Annotated in this window: 16 protein-coding genes; 11 read left to right on the forward strand and 5 right to left on the reverse strand. The window is 33.0% G+C overall.

All coding sequences use genetic code 11. The features are described 5' to 3' along the window. Nucleotides 1-72: 72 nt before the first annotated feature. From LL966_RS07735 to LL966_RS07770, 8 genes are all read left to right on the forward strand, one after another. Complete coding sequence (locus LL966_RS07735; RefSeq protein WP_394799455.1) at nucleotides 73-1,755, forward strand: OstA-like protein; 1,683 nt, start codon at nucleotides 73-75, stop codon at nucleotides 1,753-1,755. 34 nt (nucleotides 1,756-1,789) lie between these two features. After that, the gene (locus LL966_RS07740) at nucleotides 1,790-2,269 is read left to right on the forward strand and encodes a hypothetical protein (RefSeq protein ID WP_229352051.1); all 480 of its coding nucleotides are present in this window, start codon (nucleotides 1,790-1,792) and stop codon (nucleotides 2,267-2,269) included. A gap of 86 nt (nucleotides 2,270-2,355) precedes the next feature. Beyond that, nucleotides 2,356-3,549: an aspartate aminotransferase family protein gene (locus LL966_RS07745; protein ID WP_229352060.1), complete on the forward strand. Its 1,194-nt coding sequence runs from the start codon at nucleotides 2,356-2,358 to the stop codon at nucleotides 3,547-3,549. Nucleotides 3,550-3,755: 206 nt separating this feature from the next. Beyond that, on the forward strand, nucleotides 3,756-5,150 hold the full coding sequence (locus LL966_RS07750) for a tetratricopeptide repeat protein (protein ID WP_229352062.1): 1,395 nt from the start codon (nucleotides 3,756-3,758) through the stop codon (nucleotides 5,148-5,150). Between the two features lie 2 nt (nucleotides 5,151-5,152). Further along, entirely contained in the window at nucleotides 5,153-5,905 is a 753-nt protein-coding gene (locus LL966_RS07755; protein WP_229352075.1) for a shikimate dehydrogenase family protein, read from the forward strand. A gap of 71 nt (nucleotides 5,906-5,976) precedes the next feature. After that, nucleotides 5,977-6,726 (forward strand): lipid A phosphoethanolamine transferase, encoded by a 750-nt coding sequence (locus LL966_RS07760; RefSeq protein WP_229352078.1) that lies wholly within the window; start codon nucleotides 5,977-5,979, stop codon nucleotides 6,724-6,726. 240 nt (nucleotides 6,727-6,966) lie between these two features. Next, nucleotides 6,967-8,946, forward strand: coding sequence for a DUF349 domain-containing protein (locus LL966_RS07765; RefSeq protein ID WP_229352093.1), 1,980 nt, complete (start codon nucleotides 6,967-6,969; stop codon nucleotides 8,944-8,946). Between the two features lie 269 nt (nucleotides 8,947-9,215). Further along, complete coding sequence (locus LL966_RS07770; protein ID WP_229352107.1) at nucleotides 9,216-9,632, forward strand: OsmC family protein; 417 nt, start codon at nucleotides 9,216-9,218, stop codon at nucleotides 9,630-9,632. A 70-nt stretch (nucleotides 9,633-9,702) separates the two neighbouring features. Here the strand turns inward: LL966_RS07770 and LL966_RS07775 are convergent, their stop codons facing one another. Both LL966_RS07775 and gyrA read right to left on the reverse strand, forming a co-directional pair. Beyond that, nucleotides 9,703-10,974: a tetratricopeptide repeat protein gene (locus tag LL966_RS07775; RefSeq protein WP_229352109.1), complete on the reverse strand. Its 1,272-nt coding sequence runs from the start codon at nucleotides 10,972-10,974 to the stop codon at nucleotides 9,703-9,705. Nucleotides 10,975-11,014: 40 nt separating this feature from the next. Beyond that, the gene (gyrA, locus tag LL966_RS07780; RefSeq protein WP_229352111.1) at nucleotides 11,015-13,660 is read right to left on the reverse strand and encodes a DNA gyrase subunit A; all 2,646 of its coding nucleotides are present in this window, start codon (nucleotides 13,658-13,660) and stop codon (nucleotides 11,015-11,017) included. Nucleotides 13,661-13,917: 257 nt separating this feature from the next. On the opposite strand from gyrA, the gene LL966_RS07785 reads away from it, so the two are divergent. From LL966_RS07785 to LL966_RS07795, 3 genes are all read left to right on the forward strand, one after another. Beyond that, nucleotides 13,918-16,464 (forward strand): ATP-dependent Clp protease ATP-binding subunit, encoded by a 2,547-nt coding sequence (locus tag LL966_RS07785; RefSeq protein ID WP_229352113.1) that lies wholly within the window; start codon nucleotides 13,918-13,920, stop codon nucleotides 16,462-16,464. 142 nt (nucleotides 16,465-16,606) lie between these two features. Then, entirely contained in the window at nucleotides 16,607-17,974 is a 1,368-nt protein-coding gene (rimK, locus tag LL966_RS07790) for a 30S ribosomal protein S6--L-glutamate ligase (RefSeq protein ID WP_229352115.1), read from the forward strand. Nucleotides 17,975-18,076: 102 nt separating this feature from the next. Next, nucleotides 18,077-18,595 carry a DUF421 domain-containing protein gene (locus LL966_RS07795; protein ID WP_229352117.1) on the forward strand — a complete coding sequence of 173 codons (519 nt, stop codon included), beginning with the start codon at nucleotides 18,077-18,079 and terminating at the stop codon, nucleotides 18,593-18,595. Between the two features lie 97 nt (nucleotides 18,596-18,692). Here the strand turns inward: LL966_RS07795 and LL966_RS07800 are convergent, their stop codons facing one another. The 3 genes from LL966_RS07800 to hutH are packed head-to-tail and all read right to left on the reverse strand — an operon-like array spanning nucleotide 18,693 to nucleotide 22,273. Continuing rightward, the gene (locus tag LL966_RS07800) at nucleotides 18,693-20,033 is read right to left on the reverse strand and encodes an inorganic phosphate transporter (protein ID WP_229352119.1); all 1,341 of its coding nucleotides are present in this window, start codon (nucleotides 20,031-20,033) and stop codon (nucleotides 18,693-18,695) included. Nucleotides 20,034-20,064: 31 nt separating this feature from the next. Continuing rightward, nucleotides 20,065-20,709: a DUF47 domain-containing protein gene (locus LL966_RS07805; protein ID WP_184164697.1), complete on the reverse strand. Its 645-nt coding sequence runs from the start codon at nucleotides 20,707-20,709 to the stop codon at nucleotides 20,065-20,067. Nucleotides 20,710-20,758: 49 nt separating this feature from the next. Further along, nucleotides 20,759-22,273: a histidine ammonia-lyase gene (gene hutH / locus LL966_RS07810; protein ID WP_229352124.1), complete on the reverse strand. Its 1,515-nt coding sequence runs from the start codon at nucleotides 22,271-22,273 to the stop codon at nucleotides 20,759-20,761. Between the last annotated feature and the right edge of the window lie 409 nt (nucleotides 22,274-22,682).

Here is a 22,682-nt window from a genome sequence, read left to right on the forward strand (position 1 = left end):
AACACATAAATTAATCCTAATAACATTCTAAGGTTGTATCCTTTTTCATAAATTTGACAAAAATTTAATCAGTTGAAGAAATCACTCTTTTTCATATTTTATAGTCTGCTTTTTTTAAGCGTTCAATTTACTTTCGCGCAAGCGGCAAAAAATAGTCCAAAACAGATTCACATAGACCGTGCTGATAATTTCGAACGTAATGAGGACCTAGTTCCGGGTGGAGTTGTTTTGAGCGGTAACGTTCAAATTACACATGACGGGGTTGTTTTAACTTGTAACAAAGCATATGTTTTTAATAAAGAAAATTATTTAAAAGCTTTTGGAAATGTACAATTAGTGCAAGGTGATACTTTATTCTTAAACAGTAAATATGCAGAATACAGCGGAAATTTAAAAAAAGCTTTTGCAACTGGAAATGCTGTAATGACTTCACCAGATGCGACTTTGCAAACCGATACTATAAATTTTGACAGAAATGTTCAAGAAGCTTTTTACAATACAAAAGGTACCATTATCAATAAAGACAATACTTTGGTGAGCAAATCTGGAAGATATTATGTTAAAGAGAAAAAGTTTCAGTTCCTGACCGAAGTTGTAATTACAAATCCAAAATATGTAATAAAATCGAATCATTTAGATTATTACAGTAATTCTGGACATACTTATTTACTTGGACCTTCGACTATTACGAGTAAAGAAAATTACATTTACACCGAAAAGGGTTTTTACGATACAAAAAAGAATTTGGCGCACTTTCTCAGGAGATCCTACATTAAATACGACGATCGGCTTATAGAAGGCGACAGTTTATTTTATAATAGAAATACTGAATTTGCATCGGCAACGCGAAATGTAAAAATTACAGATTCTATCAATAAAGGAATTGTAAAGGGGCATTATGCAGAGCTTTACAAACTTAAAGATTCGATGTTTGTTACTAAAAGAGCCGTTGCCATTAATTTGGTTGAAAATGATTCTGTTTACATTCACGGAAAAAAATTAATGGTTACAGGAAAAGAAGGAGAACGTATTTTACGTGCTTATAACAATGTCCGTTTTTTTAAAATTGATATGAGCGGCAAGTGCGATTCGATTCATTCAAACTCTAAAACTGCGTTGACAAAATTAATTGGGAAACCAATTCTTTGGAATGGAGAAAGCCAGATTACCGGAGATGTTATGCACTTAATCGGTGACAATCAGACCAGAAAAATTGACTCGTTAAAGGTTTTAAATAATACTTTCGTTATCTCGCGGGACACTTTAGGAACAGGTTTTAATCAGGTAAAAGGCCTCAATTTATTTGGAAAATTTCGGGATGGAAAACTTCATGATGTCGACGTTATCAAAAATACCGAAGTAGTGTATTTTATGAGAAATGATACCAACGAACTAATTGGAATCAACAAAAATGTCAGCAGTAAAATCAATATGATATTGGAAAATAACGCAATTGAAACGATTACGTTTTTCAATAAAGTCGACGGCGATATTTACCCAGAAGATGAATTGCCCGAAAATGCTCGAAAATTGCGTGGAATGGTTTGGCGTGCCGACGAAAGAATAAAATCTAAAGATGATATTTTTACTGCGGAGGACAATGAAATGAACGAAAAACTCATTAAACAAGGTAAAGAAGAAGAAGAAAAAGGAAAAAATGTTCCGATGAAAGTCAGGAAGGAAACTTTGAATTACGATAAGAAGAAGCCTTCCGCAAAACCAGCAGCTAAAGAGCCATTAAAAAGCAGCAAGTAAAAGTCTTTTCAAATTCTATAGAGCTAAGTAAAGAATGAAAATATTTCCGACAAGCAATTACAGTTTCAAATTAATAGGAGAAACAACAGAATCTCTTGAACGTTTAAAAAGAAGAACATTAATTTCTGAAAGCTTAAGCTCGAAAATAACAGATAAATCGTTTCTTGGAATTATTGGCAATAATAATTTCACATTAATTTCATCTGAAATAGGCAAAGGCGCCTTTTGCGTTTTAAATGGAGAAATCATAAACAAAAATGGAACTGTTAAAATAGAAATCAATAAACCATTCCAAGTTTTATTATCTGTTATATTGTGTTTACCAATAGCTGGACTTATTTTTCAACTATTTAGTCAAGAAGCTCATTTATTTTTATTGTTTATAGCTGTAGCCTTAGGTCAAATTTTGATAATACGATTTGTATTTATTGAAATTGCTTTTAAAAGATTATCTAAAAACAGTTTAAATCGATTAAATGATATTTTAGACATTGAAGCTATTAAAAAAAATTAAAGTCGGCAAAAGCTTTAAAGATTATATAGAATTAACTTTAAAACCTCAAAACCTTAGTACCTTTGCCACTTTGAACCTTAAAAAAAATGAATCCAGATTTTATAAAATACCAAGCGCAAACTTCTCCTTACCCACTCGGAATGGAAGTTTCTCATGCTATTGGTTCTTACATATACGATACAAACGATAAAAAATATTTAGATTTTGTTGCCGGAGTTTCGGCTTGTACTTTAGGGCATCAACACCCAAGAGTAAATCAGGCCATAAAAGATCAGTTAGATAAATACTCGCACGTAATGGTTTATGGTGAATATTCTCAAAGTCCAGCTGTTCAATATTGTAAACTAATGGCTTCACTCCTTCCTGAATCTTTAAATAAAACCTATTTGGTTAATTCAGGCACAGAAGCAATTGAAGGCGCTTTAAAATTAGCCAAAAGAACTACAGGACGCAGTCAGCTAATTTCTTGTCATAATGCGTATCACGGAAACACAATGGGTTCTATGAGCGTTATGGGATTTGAGGAACGAAAACAAGCTTTCAGGCCTTTACTTCCAGATGTTGATTTTATTACTTTTAATAATGAAGAAGATCTACAAAAAATAACCACTCGAACAGCGGCTATTCTTTTAGAAACTATTCAAGGTGGCGCAGGATTTATTCAGCCGGAAAACAATTTTCTTGAAAAAGTTCGTAAACGTTGTGATGAAGTTGGAGCTTTGATGATTGTAGATGAGATTCAGCCAGGATTTGGAAGAACAGGCAAACTATTTGGTTTTCAGAATTATGACGTTGTTCCAGATATTGTAGTAATGGGAAAAGGAATGGGTGGCGGAATGCCAGTTGGTGCTTTTACAGCTTCGGCAGAAAAAATGGACCTTTTAACAGAAAATCCAAAATTAGGACACATTACTACTTTTGGAGGTCACCCTGTCATTGCGTCAGCTTGTTTGGCTACTTTGCAAGAATTAACTGAAACAAATTTGATGGCGGAAACGCTTGAAAAAGAAAAACTCTTCAGATCGCTTTTGGTACATCCTTTGATTACAGAAGTTAGAGGAAAAGGATTAATGTTGGCCGCCATGACAGAATCGGCAGAAATTACCAACCAAGTCATTTTAAATTGCCAAGATAAAGGATTGATTTTATTCTGGCTTTTATTTGAAGGATGCGCAATTAGAATTACACCTCCATTGACTATTTCAGAAGATGAAATTAGAGAAGGCTGTAAAATAATTTTAGAAGTTATGGATGAAATTTTAAAAAAAATTAATGCATAAAACTTGGTGTTATTCTTTTTAGCTATCAATTAAAAAATGACAAAACAGAAGTTAATCCCTTAAGAATAAGAGAGATTTCTTCCTAAAACAGAATAAAAAATGCTATATATTGTTAATTAAATTGTTCAAAACAATTAATTTCTTATCCTTACAACAATTATATGGTTGCCTAAATTTATAGTAGGCTAATTTCAAAATAACGAAGTATGCAATTAAGCAACGAAGAAGAAGATTATAACCTATCCCTATCCAAATTTGAGTCAATGTTAAAGACTAACAAAGTACTCTTTTTTGATTCTGAAGAATTCGAAGAAATAATTCTTCATTATTTAGATATAGGCAAGGCTAATTTAGCAAAAAAGGCCTTAAAACTTGCATTAGACCAGCACCCAAAATCTACAGGCTTAAAATTAGTACAAGTAGAAATGCTGGTTTATGATGACAAACTCGAATTGGCTGAAAAGCTTTTGAATGAGTTATATGCAATCGAACCCAATAACGAGGAAATATACATCCAAAAAGCTAATATCTGTTCCAAAAGAGATCAGCACGAAAAAGCAGTTGAATTATTAAAAATTGCATTGCAATATACTGATGATTACGCCGACGTGTACAACTTGATTGGAATGGAATATCTTTTTATGGATAATCTTGAATTGGCGAAAGAAAATTTCATCAAATGTCTTGAGGAAGATTTAGAAGATCAATCTGCTCTTTACAACGTAGTGTATTGTTTTGAATTTTTAGATCAAAACCAAGAAGCTATTGTTTATTTGAACGAATACATCAACAGAAATCCTTATAGCGAAATAGCTTGGCATCAGCTTGGGCGCCTTCATTATGGTGTAAAAGAATATGAAAACGCAATTCGCGCATTTGATTACGCAACACTTATCGATGATGAATTTCTAGGTGCTTTTATGGAAAAAGCAAAAGCTTATGAGCGCCTAAAAAAATACAATGAAGCAATTGAAAGCTATAATAGAACCATCGAATTAGATGATGCTACATCATACGCTTTGCTTCGAATTGGTAAATGTTATGAGAAACTTGGAAATTTAGCAAAAGCGATTCAATACTATAACCAAACAGTACATGAAGACCCACTTTTAGATAAAGGATGGATTGCAATTACTGATTTTCATCTTCGCCAAAAAAAATACCAGAAAGCATTGTTTTTTGTAAATAAAGCTTTAGCAATCGACAATCAGAATCGTTTGTACTGGAAGAGATATGCTACAATCAACAAACATATGAACTTTTTTGAGGAAGCTGAATTTGGCTACAGAAAAGCAGTAGAGTTTGGAGATTATGCACTAGACACTTGGTTATTTTGGGTAGACATTCTTCAATTTTTAGGAGAATTTGAAACTGCTATTCAAACTTTATTGCAAGCTTCAGAATATTTCCCTGAAGAAAACGAAATCGAATATCGTTTGGCTGGATTGTATTTTATGATTCAGGATAATACAAAAGCCAAATTTCATTTAAGCAATGGTTTACGCTTAAATTTTGATAATTATATCTTAATCGAAGATTTATTTCCAGTAGTTTGGGCAAAGAAAACAGTAAAAAATTATATAGAAAAACATCGTAAATAAGAATGGTTGATATTTTATTAAGAAGACGTTTTGGATTATTAGGACGCAACATAAGCTACTCTTTTTCAAAAGGTTATTTTACAGAAAAATTTAATAATGAGGTTTTTGCTGGTAACAGTTATGAAAATTTTGACATTTCGGAAATTAATTATTTCACTGAATTAATTAAAAACAACCCAGATTTAAAAGGATTAAACGTTACCATTCCTTACAAAGAACAAGTTATTCCATTTTTAGATAAATTATCACGAAAAGCTACTTTAATTGGCGCTGTAAATACCATTAAGTTTACTAAAAAAGGCAAACTAAAAGGCTACAATACAGATTATTATGGATTTAAAAAATCTTTAGAGCCTTTATTAGAGCCTCATCATAAAAAAGCTTTGATTCTGGGAACAGGCGGGGCTTCTAAAGGTGTTGCTTTTGCTTTGGATGAATTAAACATTCCTTATACTTTTGTTTCTAGAGAAGCAAAAGAAAACATAATAGATTATGATTTGATTAATGCAACTACCTTTGATAACTTTCAAATTATAATTAACTGTACACCAGTTGGAACGAGTCCAAATATTGATGCTTGTCCAAATCTGCCTTATGAATTTTTTACCGAAAAACATATTGCTTACGATTTAATTTACAATCCGGCTGAAACTACATTCCTTAAAAAAGCAAAAGAAAGAGGGGCCATTATTAAAAACGGTCATGATATGCTAATTTTTCAAGCTGAAAAAGCCTGGAAAATCTGGAACAAATAAAAAACACCAGCAAAAAAAATAAAAGGTTAACGTATTTTTTGTATTTTTAAATCACTTACAAACAAGTGGTTATGAATAAAATACAATTACTTAGCATTTTATTTTTTTTGTTTTTTCACAACCTACTTTTGGCTCAAGAGAACGATACTTTACGAAGTCCTTTTTCTGAGCCTCGTTACCATTATTTTCTCAAAACAATCATTTTTTTCGATGAATATTTAGATACCGATAACGGATCATTTAATACCACTCAAGTTCGGGTTCTTCTGCCAATAGGAAATAAAGCCTGGAACTTACGTTTCGATCTTCCTCTGATTTCCGCAAATACAAATTCAATTAATAAAACAGCAATTGGAGATATAGGTATGGGAGTCAGCTATATTCCCTATCTGCAAAATAATAATGGAATAGCGTTAAGAACAAGAGTTTATGCTAACACAGCCGCAGATCCGAATTTTGGTACTGGAAAATGGGTCGTTATGCCCGCAGTTATCTACGGAAAATATTTATATGAAAAAAAGTTTCTCTGGCTCTCCACTTTAGAATTTCAAGGCAGTTTCGCAGGAGCAAATGAAAGAAATGATATTAATGTAACACTTTTTGAAAATGTCCTGCTGCATTTCTTTGGAAAAAATTGGGTTGCAGGAGATGTGGCTTTTCGTTATAATGCAACTTTAGACGCATTTCAAAACAATGCCTTTGTCGAATTTGGACGAAAAATTACTCCAAATAATCTAGTTTACATCCATCCCAGTGCCGGATTTGGAACAAATAGAACGTACAATTTTGGAATTGAAATTGGGGTATTAATACTTTTCTAAAAATAAATAGTTACGTACTAAATTGAATTTATAAAAGCATAACCTAAAAAAAGATACGTATTTCGAATTTATAGATACTTTAAACATTAGATCAAAACATTTTAAAGACAATAGCAAATTAGAGCAAAGAATAGGAATTTCATCGTAAAATAGCGCATAAACAAGCGATTTATTTTGTATTTAGAAACACCTTTACTATCTTTCGCATTGATTAAAATAAAAACCTTATACATTTTAAAGATGTTAGAAGAAAAGAATGATAACCTGCAAGAAGCAGACGGAAAATCTGGAATCGAATTAAACGATTCTACAACAAATGATGCAATTGAAATATCTGATTCTGAAGCTCCAATTGAGAATTCAGCTTCAGAAATTGAAAATGAAGTAGAAAATGATGAAAATCTTCATCAGGAAGCTTTAGATGTCATCACCAACTCAAATGCAGCAGAAAGCGAAGACGAGACTATAAAGGAACGTCACGATATTCCTATGCAGGATTACAATACCTTTTCTTTAGATGCACTTGTTGATGAACTTAAAAAATTGGTTAATATAGACAAAGCGATGTCTGTAAAAGATCATATTGAAGAAATCAAAAAGGCTTTTTTGTTACAATACCACCATCTTCTTGAGGAAAAGAAAGAAGAATTTCTTGCTTCTGACCCTGATCCAAACGAAGAATTTGAATATCATTTACCTCTAAAATTAAAATTCGATGAATATTATAATATTTTTAGAGACAAAAGAAATGCTCATTTCAAACATCTGCAGACTAACCTAAAAACAAATTTAGAAAATCGTCTAGCGATTGTTGAAGAATTAAAAGAGTTAATTAATCCGCAGGAGAATATAAAAGACACTCTTAAACATTTTAATGAATTAAGAGAAAGATGGAAAAATGCAGGTGCAATTCCAAAAGACAAATACAATCACGTTTGGAATAATTACCATTTTCATGTTGAAAATTTTTATGACTATCTTCATTTAGATCGTGAAGCCAGAGATTTAGATTTCAAACATAATCTTGAATTAAAGCAAAAGATTATAGCTCGTGTTGAAGAATTGGTAAACGATGCAGATGTAAATAAATCTTTCCGCGAATTACAGGATTTACACAGAATTTGGAAAGAAGAAATCGGCCCTGTTTCTAAAGAACATCGTGATGTTATCTGGAATCAATTCAGCGAATTAACAAAAAAAATTCACGACAAAAGAGAAGTTTTGTTTGAAAGCCAAAGAGCAAACGAACAGCAGAATCTGGAAGTTAAAAAAGAAATTATTTCTAAAATTGAAACATTAGGAACAGAAAAAGTAAATTCTCATTCTCAATGGCTTGTACAAATTCAAAAAGTAGAAGCGCTTCGTAATGAGTTTTTTGCAGCAGGAAAAGTTCCATCAGAAGTAAATGAAGAAACTTGGGCTGCTTTTAAAACAGCGGTGAGAAATTTCAATGCTTTCAAGAATTCTTTTTACAAAGACATCAAAAAAGATCAGAACGATAATTTAAATAAAAAAATGGCTCTTGTTGCAAAAGCCAAGGATTTACAGGAAAGTACCGATTTTGCTTCTACAACTCCTATAATGAAACAAATTCAGGAAGAATGGAAACAAATAGGACATGTTCCGAAAAAATATTCAGACAAAATCTGGAAAGAATTTAAAGATGCTTGTAACCATTATTTCGATAAGTTAAAAGAACACAAATCGGAAGAAAACAGCGAAGAAGTTGCCGCTTTTGACAATAAAAAAGCGTATTTGGATACTCTAAGAGCTTTCCAACTAACTGGAGATCACAAAACAGATCTGGATGCTATAAAAGCTCATATTGAAACATGGAAAGGATTTGGAAAAGTTCCTTTCTCAAGAAGACATATTGAAGGCAAATTCAATAAAATTTTAGATGCACTTTTTGAAAAACTAAGTGTTAGTAAGAAAGAATCTGAAATGATGCGTTTTGCAAACCGTATAGACTCATTGTCTGACAGTAATGATACACGTAAATTAGATAATGAAAAAATCTTTATTATGCGTAAAATAGAAGAAGTGCAAAATGAAATTTTTCAGCTAGAAAACAACATTCAATTCTTTACCAATACTAAAAATGCTAAAAAAGAGAATTCTATTGTAACTGAGGTTCGTAAAAATATCGCCATTCATAAGGAAACTCTTGACGTCTGGAAAGATAAATTAAAACAACTTCGAAACTTAGGACAAGAATAAAAATTGCTCGTATTTTACCGCAAAGAGCACCAAGATTTACGCAAAGTTCGCAAAGTATATAAAAAAAAAGCTTTGCGAACTTTTTGTTTTTTTACTTTACGCTCTTTTCGTTAAAACCCTAATCCAACCTTCAACAAAAAACCTAAAACTTAACAATCTCATTAAATTTCATAAAACTATTCTGCAAAATATTGATTATATTTGAGTTAAACCTATTATTAGGAGATCAAACAAATAAACATTTAATACTAATTTTAAATCAAAAGAATATGAAATTTACAAGAAAAGCACACGCCAACTGGAAAGGAACTGGCATGGAAGGAACTGGAACAATAAGCACACAAAGCACCACTCTAGATAATGCACAACTGTCTTTTAAAACAAGATTTGCTGATGGAGTTGGAACAAATCCAGAAGAATTGGTTGCAGCAGCTCATTCTGGCTGTTTTACAATGCAATTAAGCTTTTTATTGAACGAAGGTGGTTTTACTGCCGACGATTTAACTACGGAAGCTACAGTAACTTTTGAAGACGGAACCATCACTTTAATACATCTAGATTTAAAAGGAAAAGTTCCTTCGATTTCAGCTGAAGAATTTGAAAAAACTGCTGCTAAAGCAAAAGAAATCTGTCCGATTTCTAAATTATTAAACACAACAATTACCTTATCTGCAACTTTGATTTAAGCTTCAGATCTAAGCATAAAAAAAACCATCAGCAAAACTGATGGTTTTTTTTATTTTATTAAAATGAAGATTAGTTCATTGTAGCTTTTAAAGCTTTTGCTTCAGCAGTCATCTCTAACGCTTTGTAAACTCCTAACAATGTTTTTGCAACATCTTCGTTTTTAGGGTCTAATTCATTTGCTTTTTTTAAGTAAGGAATTACACCTCTGAAAACACCTTCTCTTTGTGCTTTTAAAACATCGTAACGTTTCATATCTTTAGTAGAAGTACCTAATTTATTCATTTCATCAATGATAGGTTTTTCTGCTTCTAATTTCAAAGCTGCAAGATTCAAATATGCATTAGCATATTCAGGATTAATTTCAATAGCTCTTAAGTAGTATTTTTCAGCATCAGCGTTATTCTTTGCACCTGCACTAATTACACCTAAATTAAATACTAAATCTGCATTTTTTGGATCTTTTTCTAAAGCCTCACCAACTAATTTTTTGTAAGTATCATAATCTTTAGACTCTAAGTACAAATTAGCTTCTGACAGAATTAATGAAGTATCTTCTGGATTTGCTTTTCTTGCATCAGCGATAGCTTTTTTAGCATCTTCAGTACGTCCTTTTTGAACTAAAATTAAAGCTAAATTTTTATAAATTTCACCTCTTTTAGAAGGAATAGGTTCTGTTTTAGGTTTTTCGTGAGTACCTAATTTAATTGCTAAATCTCTGTCTTTTGCACTGCTAAAGTTATCTTCATTTCCATTTGCTTTATTCACTGCAAGATATAAAGTACCTTTTCCAGAGTAATTTAACTTTTTCAATTCCTCATACATCGGTAATGCAAGATCAAAATCTTGTGAATTTACAGCTGTAGAAGCAGCATAGTATAAGTTAATTGTATCTTTTTTATCTAACTCATATGCATCGTACAATTTTTTTGCACCTTCTTTATGTTTGTTAGCTTGAGTATCAGCAATTGCAGAGTTAATCAACTGTCCTTTGATATTAGCAATAGAAGTAGCTGCATCTGTAGAATATTTTTGTTTTCCTGATGCTTTTTCAACTTCGATTAACTTTTTATAACTTTCAGCTGCTAAAGATAAATTTTTACTTTCATCAACTTTTTTGTTTGCAAGATCTAAATAAGCATTTCCTTTTACAAAATAAAATTGCGCCTGCTCTGTATCTTTTGCATTTGCAACTACGCTTTCTGCGCCAGTCAAAATTAAAATTGCCCCCTGAGCATCTCCGCTTTTTAAAGCTTTTTCAGCACTTTTAATTTGATCTTTTTGAGCAAAAGAAGCCACAGAGATCAATAATGCAGAAGCAAGTATTACATATTTACTTTTCATAGTGATATTTGTTTGTATTTAATTTTTAATTCAATTTCGTTTATTCTTCAGATTCTTCGTCGTCACCGTCCGCATCATCTTCCTCTTCTATTTCTTCATCGTCAGCATCATCTTCCTCTTCAGCCGTTCCATCGTCTTCAAGAACTTCCAAATCTGGTTTGATTCTTTCGATTCCAGATTCAATTACATTTCCATTTTCATCTACAACAACTTCTTCAGCATCGTCTTTCATAACTTTAGTAACTGCAGCGATAGAATCTTTACCTTTAAGGTTAATTAATCTAACACCTTGAGTTGCACGTCCCATAACACGTAAATCCTCAATTGCCATTCTAATTGTTAATCCAGATTTATTGATAATCATCAAATCGTCTGCATCTGTTACCGCGTTAATAGATATTAATTTACCTGTTTTATCCGTAATATTAAGCGTTTTAACACCTTTACCACCACGATTCGTGATTCTATAAACATCTTCTCCATCATCGTCTACCAATTTGGTACGTTTTCCGTATCCGTTTTCAGTTACTACTAAGATTTGAGATGTTGCAATATCCTCTTTATCAACCGTAACCATTCCGATTACTTCATCTGTTTCGTCTTTTAGCGTAATACCGCGAACTCCAGAAGCTGTTCTTCCCATCGGACGTGTTTTAGTTTCTTCAAAACGAACTAATTTTCCAGATTTTACTGCTAAGATAATTTGGCTTTCTCCGTTTGTTAACTGAGCACCAATCAACTCATCTCCTTCTTTAATGGTAATGGCTGCAACTCCATTTGCTCTTGGTTTAGAATATTTCTCTAAAGAAGTTTTCTTAACCTGCCCTTGTTTAGTAACCATTACAAGATTATGGGTATTGATATAATCTTTATCTTTTAAGTCTTGTGTACAAATGAAAGCTTTTACTTTATCATCACTTTCTATGTTTACAAGATTTTGAATTGCTCTACCTTTTGCCGTTTTACTTCCTTCTGGAATTTCATAAACACGCATCCAGAAACATTTCCCTTTTTGCGTAAAGAACATCATATACTGGTGATTTGTAGCAACGAACATATGTTCTAAGAAATCCTGGTCTCTTGTTCCAGCACTTTTCTGCCCGACTCCTCCTCTATTTTGTGTTTTATATTCTGTAAGGTTTGTACGTTTGATGTAACCAGCGTGCGAAATTGTAATCACTACATTTTCATCAGCAATCAAATCTTCGATACTTACATCTCCTCCAGAATATTCAATTTGAGAACGTCTTTCGTCACCATATTTATCACGAATTTCAGCTAATTCCTCTTTAATTACATCTGTTCTTAAATTAACATCTGCTAACAAAGCCTTTAAATGCTCGATCAACTTCATCAACTCTTCAAACTCTGCTCTTAACTTGTCTTGTTCTAGACCTGTTAACTGACGTAAACGCATCTCAACGATGGCACGAGCTTGAATATCAGATAATTTAAATCTTTCAATTAATTTCTCTCTTGCTTCATCTGTGTTTTTAGAACCTCTAATTAACGCAATAACTTCATCAATATTATCAGAAGCAATGATTAATCCTTCTAAAATATGAGCTCTTTCTTCTGCTTTACGCAATTCAAACTGTGTTCTTCTAACCACTACTTCGTGACGGTGCTCAATAAAATAATGAATCATATCTTTCAGATTCAACATTTGCGGGCGACCTTTCACTAATGCAATATTATTTACACTAAAAGAAGATTGTAATGAAGTATACTTATATAAGGTATTTAAAACTACGTTTGGCGTAGCATCGCGCTTCAAGATATAAACGATACGCATACCGTTTCTATCCGATTCGTCACGAATATTGGCAATACCTTCGATTTTTTTCTCGTTAACTAAATCAGCCGTACGTTTAATCATTTCGGCTTTGTTAACCTGATATGGAATTTCAGTAACAATGATACATTCTCTTCCGTCAACCTCTTCAAAACCAACTTTCGCACGCATTACAATACGTCCTCTACCCGTTTTAAAAGCTTCACGAACACCTTCATAACCATATATTACACCACCAGTTGGAAAATCTGGCGCTTTAATATGAGTCATTAATTCATCAACTTCAATATCATTATTATCTAAGTACGCTAAAGTACCATTGATAACCTCAGTTAAATTGTGTGGTGGCATATTAGTTGCCATACCAACTGCAATACCTGTAGCTCCGTTTACTAACAAAGTAGGAACTTTTGTAGGCATTACTTTTGGCTCATATAATGTATCGTCAAAGTTTAATTGAAAATCAACTGTTTCTTTTTCGATATCTGCCATAATTTCCTCAGAAATCTTGCGCATTCTAGCCTCTGTATAACGCATTGCTGCAGGACTGTCACCATCAACAGAACCAAAGTTACCTTGACCATCAACTAATAAATATCGCATACTCCACTCTTGAGCCATACGAACCATCGCGTCGTAAACAGAAGTATCTCCGTGCGGGTGATACTTACCCAGAACCTCCCCTACAATTCTCGCAGATTTTTTGTGGGCAGATCTAGAAGTTACACCTAAATCATACATTCCGTAAAGAACTCTTCGATGCACTGGTTTCAAGCCATCTCTAACATCAGGAAGCGCTCTCGATACGATTACCGACATCGAATAATCGATGTAAGCTGATTTCATTTCATCTTCTATGTTAATGGGAATTAACTTTTCTCCTTCAGACATAAGTTGTTATGTTTAAATAATTATTTAGTTTCAAAGCGTGCCAAGATACGTTTTTTTGAAATTTTTTCAGCTATTTACCTACACTAATTTCAATGATTTATTAACAACTTTATTTTGGCTTTTAGTTAATAAATTAAGCGTTTTTTAACGCTTTTATTGCCTTTTTTTTCGTCTATTAGCTGACAGGCATTCTCGAAGGGTATGGTTTTTGTTTTTAAATCAGTAATTCACTAAATTTACAATACCAATTATATATTATGGATGATAATTTTTCACCAAGAGTAAAAGATGTTATTACGTATAGTAAAGAAGAAGCTCTTCGTTTAGGGCACGACTTTATTGGTACCGAACATCTTATGCTGGGCATTTTAAGAGATGGTAACGGAAAAGCTATTCATATACTTAATAACCTAGCAGTCGATTTAGATCATTTACGCAGGAAAGTAGAAATACTGAGTCCAGCTAATCACAGCGTTGAAGTAAATGCAGAAAAGAAAAACCTTCACCTTACCCGACAGGCCGAAAGAGCCCTGAAGACCACTTTTCTAGAAGCGAAAGTATTTCAAAGTTCATCAATTAGCACCGCTCACTTGCTGTTATGCATCTTACGAAACGAAAACGATCCAACAACCAAGCTATTGAATAAACTTAAAATAGATTATGACATAGCTAAAGAACAGTATTTAAATATGACTCCAAACGAAGAAGAATTCTTAGAAAACTTGCCAAGAAACGAATCATACAATGATGATTCAGGACAAGATGACAGTCTTAAAGAAAGCAGTTTTAATAATCCCGCCAATAAGTCAAACAAAAAATCTAAGACTCCAGTTTTAGATAATTTTGGGAGAGATTTAACAGAAATGGCGGAAGAGGGAAAACTTGACCCTGTTGTAGGACGCGAAAAAGAAATTGAGCGTGTTTCGCAAATTTTAAGTAGAAGAAAAAAGAACAATCCGCTTCTTATTGGAGAACCTGGAGTTGGTAAGTCTGCTATTGCAGAAGGACTGGCTTTACGCATCATTCAGAAGAAAGTATCTCGTATTCTATTCAATAAACGTGTTGTAACTCTTGATTTAGCCAGTTTAGTTGCTGGAACAAAATACAGAGGACAATTTGAAGAAAGAATGAAAGCCGTAATGAACGAGCTGGAGAAGAATGACGATATTATTCTTTTTATTGATGAAATCCACACTATTGTAGGAGCTGGAGGAGCAACAGGTTCGCTTGATGCTTCAAATATGTTCAAACCTGCTTTAGCAAGAGGAGAAATCCAATGTATTGGAGCAACAACTCTTGACGAGTACAGACAATATATTGAAAAAGATGGTGCTTTAGAAAGACGTTTCCAAAAAGTGATTGTAGAACCAACTTCTGTTGAAGAAACAATTGCAATTTTAAATAACGTAAAAGACAAATACGAAGATCACCACAATGTAACTTATACGCAAGAAGCTATTGAAGCTTGTGTTAAACTTACAGATCGCTATATGTCTGAGCGTTTCTTACCAGACAAAGCTATTGACGCTCTTGACGAAGCAGGATCTCGTGTACACATCACTAATATTGATGTTCCTAAACAAATTTTAGATTTGGAACGCCAGTTAGAAGAAGTTCGCGAAATGAAAAACATGGTAGTTAAAAAACAAAAATATGAAGAAGCTGCCAAACTTCGCGATGATGAAAAACGAATTGAAAAGGACTTAGCTGTTGCACAAGAACAATGGGAAGAAGATTCTAAAAACAACAGAATTGAAGTTACAGAAGATAATGTAGCCGATGTTGTATCAATGATGACCGGAATTCCTGTTAACAGAATTGCACAAACAGAAAGCAATAAATTAGCGAAATTACCTGAATTAATTCAGAACAAAGTAATTGGTCAAAACGAAGCTGTTTTAAAAATTGCACGTTCTATTCAACGTAACAGAGCTGGACTTAAAGATCCTAACAAACCAATTGGTTCGTTCATTTTCTTAGGTCAGACTGGAGTTGGTAAAACGCAATTAGCTAAAGTTTTAGCTAAAGAATTATTTGACTCTGAAGATGCTTTAGTTCGTATTGACATGAGTGAATACATGGAGAAATTTGCAATTTCTCGTTTAGTTGGAGCGCCTCCAGGATACGTAGGTTACGAAGAAGGTGGTCAATTGACTGAAAAAGTTCGTAGAAAACCATATTGTGTTGTTCTTTTAGATGAGATCGAAAAAGCGCATCCAGATGTGTTTAACATGATGCTTCAGGTTTTAGATGACGGATATTTAACAGATAGTTTAGGTCGTAAAATTGACTTTAAAAACACTATCATTATTATGACATCTAACGTTGGTGCTCGTCAACTTAAAGATTTTGGACAAGGTGTTGGATTCGGAACTGCTGCAAAAGTGGCTCAAGCCGATGAAAATTCAAAAAGTATTATCGAAAATGCTTTAAAGAAAACTTTTGCTCCAGAATTCTTAAACAGAATTGATGACGTAATTGTCTTCAACAGTTTAGAAAAAGCTGATATCGATTTGATTATCGAAATTGAATTAAAAAAACTGTATTCTCGTATTGCTGAGTTAGGCTACAAATTAAGCTTAACAGACAAAGCGAAAGCATTTATTGCAGAAAAAGGTTTTGACAAGCAATTTGGAGCTAGACCGCTTAAGAGAGCAATCCAGAAATATGTTGAAGATTTGTTAGCCGAAGAAATCATTACTTCGAAAATACATTCAGGTGATGAAATTATGATGGATCTTAAAGATGATTCACAAGAATTGTCTGTTGAAATACACAAAGCAGAAGAGCCGACAAATCAATAAATTAGTTTAAATTTATAACACAAATAACTTACCCGTTACGTTTTCATAACATAACGGGTATTTTTTTTGGATAATTTAGTATCTTTAGTAAAAGCAAATAGCTATTTTTGAATTTAATTCTATAAAATATAAAAAACAAAATATGCTTCAAAACAAAGTCATTTTAGGCAGCGAAGAATGGTGCTCATTTCCAGAATTAGGAATTCCGACAATCAAGGCTCGTGTTGACTCTGGCGCCAAAACTTCGGCAATGCACGCTCTAAATATTGCTCCTTTTATAAAAAATGATGCCAATTGGGTAAAATTTGACATTAACCCAATTCAGAATAATATTAAAACCATTATTCATTGTGAAGCACCTTTGGTTGACAAAAGAATTGTAAAAAGTTCTAGTGGTTTTAGAGAACATCGCTACGTAATTCAGACCAGTTTAAAAATTGGTGATGCCAAATGGCCGATCGAAATGACTTTGACCAATCGCGATTCTATGGGATTTAGAATGCTTTTAGGACGAGAAGCCATGAGCGGAAGGGTTTTGGTTGATCCAGAACAAAAATACCTATTAGGCCAGCCTACTCCAGAATCTTTAAAAGAGCTATATCAAAACTCAGAAAAAGCAAGTTCTGGTTTACGAATCGGACTTTTAGCAAGCAATCCAGAATTGTACAGTAACAAAAGAATTATGGAGGCCGGCGAAATGCGAGGTCATGAAATGCATTTTTTAAACATCAAAGAATGTTACATGAAACTCGATGCCAAAACTCCCGAAATTCATTACAGAGGCGGAAAAATCTTAAATCAGTTTGATGCTATAATTCCGAGAATCCGACCAAGTATAACATTTTACGGTTGTGCACTAACACGTCAGTTCGAAGCTTTGAAGGTTTTTGTATTAAACTCAGCTACAGCTATCACACAATCTCGTGACAAATTATATTCATTACAATTATTATTAAACAGCGGAATAGATATTCCAACAACTGGATTTGCTAATTCTCCGCTTGATACAGACAACTTAATTAAAATGGTTGGTGGTTCACCTTTAATTGTAAAACTACTAGAAGGAACACAAGGAAAAGGCGTTGTTTTGGCCGAAACCAAAAAGGCTGCAGAAAGTGTCATCAATGCTTTCAAAAGTCTAAATGCCAACATCTTAGTTCAAGAATTCATTAAAGAAGCAAATGGAAAAGATATTCGTTGCTTTGTTATTGACGGAAAAGTCGTTGCTGCTATTCAGCGTGAAGCAATGCCTGGCGAATTTAGAGCCAACATTCACCTTGGAGGAACCGCTTCTGTAATCAAAGTAACTGCCGAAGAGAAAAAAATTGCCATTAAAGCCGCAAAAGCAATGGACTTAAAAGTGGCTGGCGTAGATATTATTCGTTCTTCGAAAGGACCATTATTATTAGAAGTTAACTCTTCTCCTGGTTTGGAAGGAATTGAAGGCGCTACAAACAAAGATGTTGCTGGAGAAATGATTAAAGCAATTGAAAAGAATTTCAAACTATAATTTAGAGTTCATTTAAAATTAATTATACATAAATAATTTAACAGCTTTGTCAAAGTTTAAAACTTTGTCAAAGCTTTTTTATTTAACTTTAAAATAAAAAATATGCATTTTCCTTATTTAGATATTATTATACGAAGTGTTGCTGTCTATTTTTTTATGACGATAGCTCTTCGAATTTTTGGCAAAAAAGAACTTTCGCAATTAAATACCGCGGATATTATTCTAATTCTTTTAATTAGTAATTCTGTTCAAAATGCAATGGTTGGCCCCGACACGAGTCTTATTGGAGGTTTGGTTGCTGCATTGGTTTTATTTGTAATCAACTTTATAATCAAGAAACTAACCCGTAAATACAAAGTTTTTGGAGACTTACTGCTTGACAAACCAGAAGTATTAATTCATGATGGAAAACTAGATTTTAAAGCTTTGAGTAAACTTGATATTTCTGATGAGGAATTAAAAGAAGCCATGCGAGAACACGGAATTGAATTTTTTAAAAACGTAAAACTCGCCATGTTAGAGATTGACGGAACAATCAGCATCATTTCTGAAGATCAAAAAAACTTAAAACAAACACATTATAAAAGAAAGCACAATCATAAAAATCTTCAGAAGTTTTAATTTTCGAAACAAAAAAAAGCCGATTTCAAATTGAAATCGGCTTTAGAATATTTAAGAAAATGCGATTTACATCTCACATTTTTCAATAATCATTTTATTAAATAAATACACTCAAAATAAAATAAACCATACCTGCCAATAAAGCAGAAATCGGAATAGTCAAAATCCAAGCCCAGATTAAACTCACTGTAACTCCCCATCTAACGGCAGAAACACGTTTTGTTAATCCAACACCAATGATAGACCCTGTAATAGTATGTGTTGTACTTACTGGAATTTTTAAGTGTTCTGTAAAGTAAAGCGTCAAAGCACCAGCCGTTTCAGCTGCAACACCTTCAAACGAACTTACCTTTGTAATTTTAGAACCCATTGTTTTTACAATTTTCCATCCACCGCTCAAAGTTCCTGCCGCAATTGCAGAATAACATGCTAATGGAATCCAGCTTGGCATTACACCTTTAATACCTGCATCATCGTTTGGAAGAACAACATCTAACCAAGCATCCATGTGAACACCAGGATTTGTATTTATATAAACCGCTACAGCTGCAGCAATAATACCCATTACTTTTTGAGAATCATTTCCTCCGTGACCTAAACTAAATGCCGCAGAAGACAACAACTGCATTTTCTTTAAAGCAGCATCTGCCTGATGAAGATTTAAACTGCTAAATATTAAGCAAAATGCACTTACAGTTAAAATAATAAAAGCAACTAAAAACCATTTAATATTATGAGAATCAAACACTACACTCCAAAAATGAGAATCAAAACGAGGTTTTCCATGTTCTACAATTTCTTCATAAGAAACCATTTGAACATACACAAACCAAATTGTTGCAAGCATTAAAGCTATAGTAAAGATTTTAGGTCCAATACTTTTACGCGAAGCATTAAGCAGCCAAATTGAAATTAAATAAGATGCTAAAGCTCCTAAAAGCGGCGCTAAAACAATAAACGCAATAATAATAAGAACTCCCGAAGGCATTCCACCATCTTTACCAGCCTTATACCAACTCACAATCTCATACCAGTAGTGAGTTGCTCCGTCTTCTCCTACATAACCAGAAAATCCGTGAACTGCAATAGCATGAGCTACAGCCGCTCCAGCAAAACCACCAATTAATGTATGTGAAGAACTTGAAGGAATCCCTAACCACCAAGTCAATAAATTCCAGCAAATTGCCGCAATTACTCCGGCAAGAATTACAACTAGGTTAATTTCCATAGTGTGCGCTGTTTTAGCAACAGTATCTGCAACACCAAATCCGAAAACCCAATAAGCCAGAAAGTTAAAAAATGCTGCCCAGACTACCGCCTGAAAAGGCGTTAGAACCTTTGTTGCAACAACAGTCGCTATAGCATTTGCCGCATCATGAAAACCATTGATGTAATCAAAAATTAAGGCTAGTACTATAATTAATATAAGTAGCGTCATAAAATTATAACTTCAGAATGTGAAAATTGAATTAAGAATGTTTTACAGAAATAGATTCTAGTATGTTCGCAACACTCTTACATTTGTCTGTTGCTGATTCTAAAACAGATAACACTTCTTTATATTTAATAATATTTTTAGCATCTGTTTCGTTTTCAAAAATTTCAAAAACTGCTTTGTTATATACGTTATCAGACTTGTTTTCTAATTTATTAATTCTAGAACAAGCATCTTTAATAACTTTAAAGTTCTGTAAATTTCTCAATTCTTTTACAGCACTATCAATATTTTGACACGCTTCAAGATTGATTTCAGTCATTTTTCTGATAGATTTTGTAATCTTATCAACCTGATACAATCTCATACGGCTTGAAGCACCATGAAGGTAATCGGCAACGTTGTCAATCGAAGTAATTAACGTGTGAATATCTTCTCTGTCAAATGGAGTAATAAAGTTTCTGCTTAACTCAAGGTTTGTCTGACGTGTGATGTCTTCTCCTTTTTGTTCTAATTCGTCAATTTTTTGAAAAAGAATTTCTCTTTCTTTTAAAGGTAAATTTACAGCTTCGTGTAAGTTAGAAGCTAATTCAATTAAATTGCTTGAAGCCTCTTCAAAAAGTGGAAAGAATTTTTTGTCTTTCGGCACTAAAAATTGGAAAATACTGTTTATTGACATTGTTTTATTTTTGATAGCGCAAAATTACCTTCAATAACACGTTTCAGTGTTAAGCCATTGTTAACAAATCGTTTTCAATTTGAAAACTCTCAAGAAATAAAACCGTGTTTTCTATATCATTATGTAAGATTCTGTCTTCTTTCACCAAAGGCACAACTTCTCTATAACTATTTAAGAACATTTCGATAAAATCACTTGATTTTAGTGGCTCTCTGTAAGCAATTGCCTGTGAAGCATTCAACAATTCAATCGCTAAAATACGCTCTAAATTATCTAAAATTCGTAAGGCTTTTGTAGCTCCATTTGCTCCCATACTCACGTGATCTTCTTGTCCGTTACTTGAAACAATACTATCAATACTTGCAGGCGTAGCTAATTGCTTGTTCTGACTCGCAATACTTGCTGCAGTATACTGTGGAATCATCAAACCAGAATTTAACCCTGGATTATCAACCAAAAATGCTGGAAGATTACGCAATCCCGAAATTAACTGATACGTTCTTCTCTCCGAAATACTTCCTAATTCAGCCAAAGCTATTGCCATAAAATCTAAAGCCAAAGCTAAAGGCTGCCCGTGGAAATTTCCACCAGAAATAATCTGATCGGCTTCTATAAATATATTTGGATTATCGGTAACTGAGTTGATTTCTGTTTTGAATACTTTACGGACATAGTCGATCGCATCTTTTGAAGCGCCATGAACCTGAGGCATACAGCGGAAAGAGTACGGATCTTGAACGTGTTTTTTTTCTTGAGTTATGATTTCACTTCCTTCTAAGAATTCCGTAATTCGTTGAGCCGTTACAATTTGTCCTTTGTGCGGGCGAATATAATGTATCAATTCGTTAAATGGCTCAATTCTTCCATCAAAACCTTCTAAAGAAATAGTTCCGATTAAATCTGCCAAATAAGAATATTTATACGCTTTAATTAAAATATGAGCTCCGTAAGCACTCATAAACTGCGTTCCGTTTAACAAAGCCAAACCTTCTTTAGACTGCAAAACGATTGGTTGCCAGTTAAAATGCTTTAAAACTTCAGCAGAAGCAACTTTTTTACCTTCAAAAAGAACAATTCCCTCTCCAATCAAAGGCAAAGATAAATGTGCCAAAGGTGCCAAATCTCCAGAAGCGCCAAGTGAACCTTGTGTATAAATTATAGGAAGAATATCACTATTATAAAAATCAACCAAACGCTGTAAGGTTACCAACTGAATTCCAGAATATCCATAACTTAAAGATTGAATTTTAAGCAACAGCATCATTTTTACAATTTCGGCAGGCACTTCTTCTCCTGTTCCGCAAGCGTGAGATTTTACTAGATTTTCCTGAAGTTTAGATAAATTTTCATTTGAGATTTTTACGCTATATAAAGATCCAAAACCAGTATTGATTCCGTAAATTGGAGCTGTGTGCGTTGCCATTTTTTTATCTAAATAATCACGACATTTCTGAACATTTACCTTAGCTTCTTCAGATAGTTCAAGCATTTTATTATTACTTAAAATTTCTTGTAACGTTTCTAAAGTTATGGTTTCAGTACTTATATAATGAATCTCTCTCATGATTATTTTAAATTAAGGCATCAAAATTCAACAAATCAATATTAAAAAGCAACAATTTATCACAATAATTAAAATCCGCCTTTGCGTATTTGAACTCTTTTATTTATTTCATAAAACTAAAATTTATCCTTATATCCATTCTATCGCCAGTTTTTCCTTAAAAATCAATTCATTGTATTGGTTTTAAATCTAAAAAAAGAATCCTAAAATATGTCAAAACCTCAATATAGCTTATCTAATTTTAACAAATACTCAATATTGATTTTTTGAGATTTGAATTATTAAAATATTCGCAAAAAGGCAATAAGAGTTTTTAATCCTGCTTAAAAAATGTACTTTTGGAAAATCAAAAATGAAAAGTAACAGCACAAAATATACATCTTCAATGACAACTCCAACTCGAGTTGCA

The organism is Flavobacterium chungbukense (assembly GCF_020805785.1).
GTDB classification, from domain to species: domain Bacteria; phylum Bacteroidota; class Bacteroidia; order Flavobacteriales; family Flavobacteriaceae; genus Flavobacterium; species Flavobacterium chungbukense.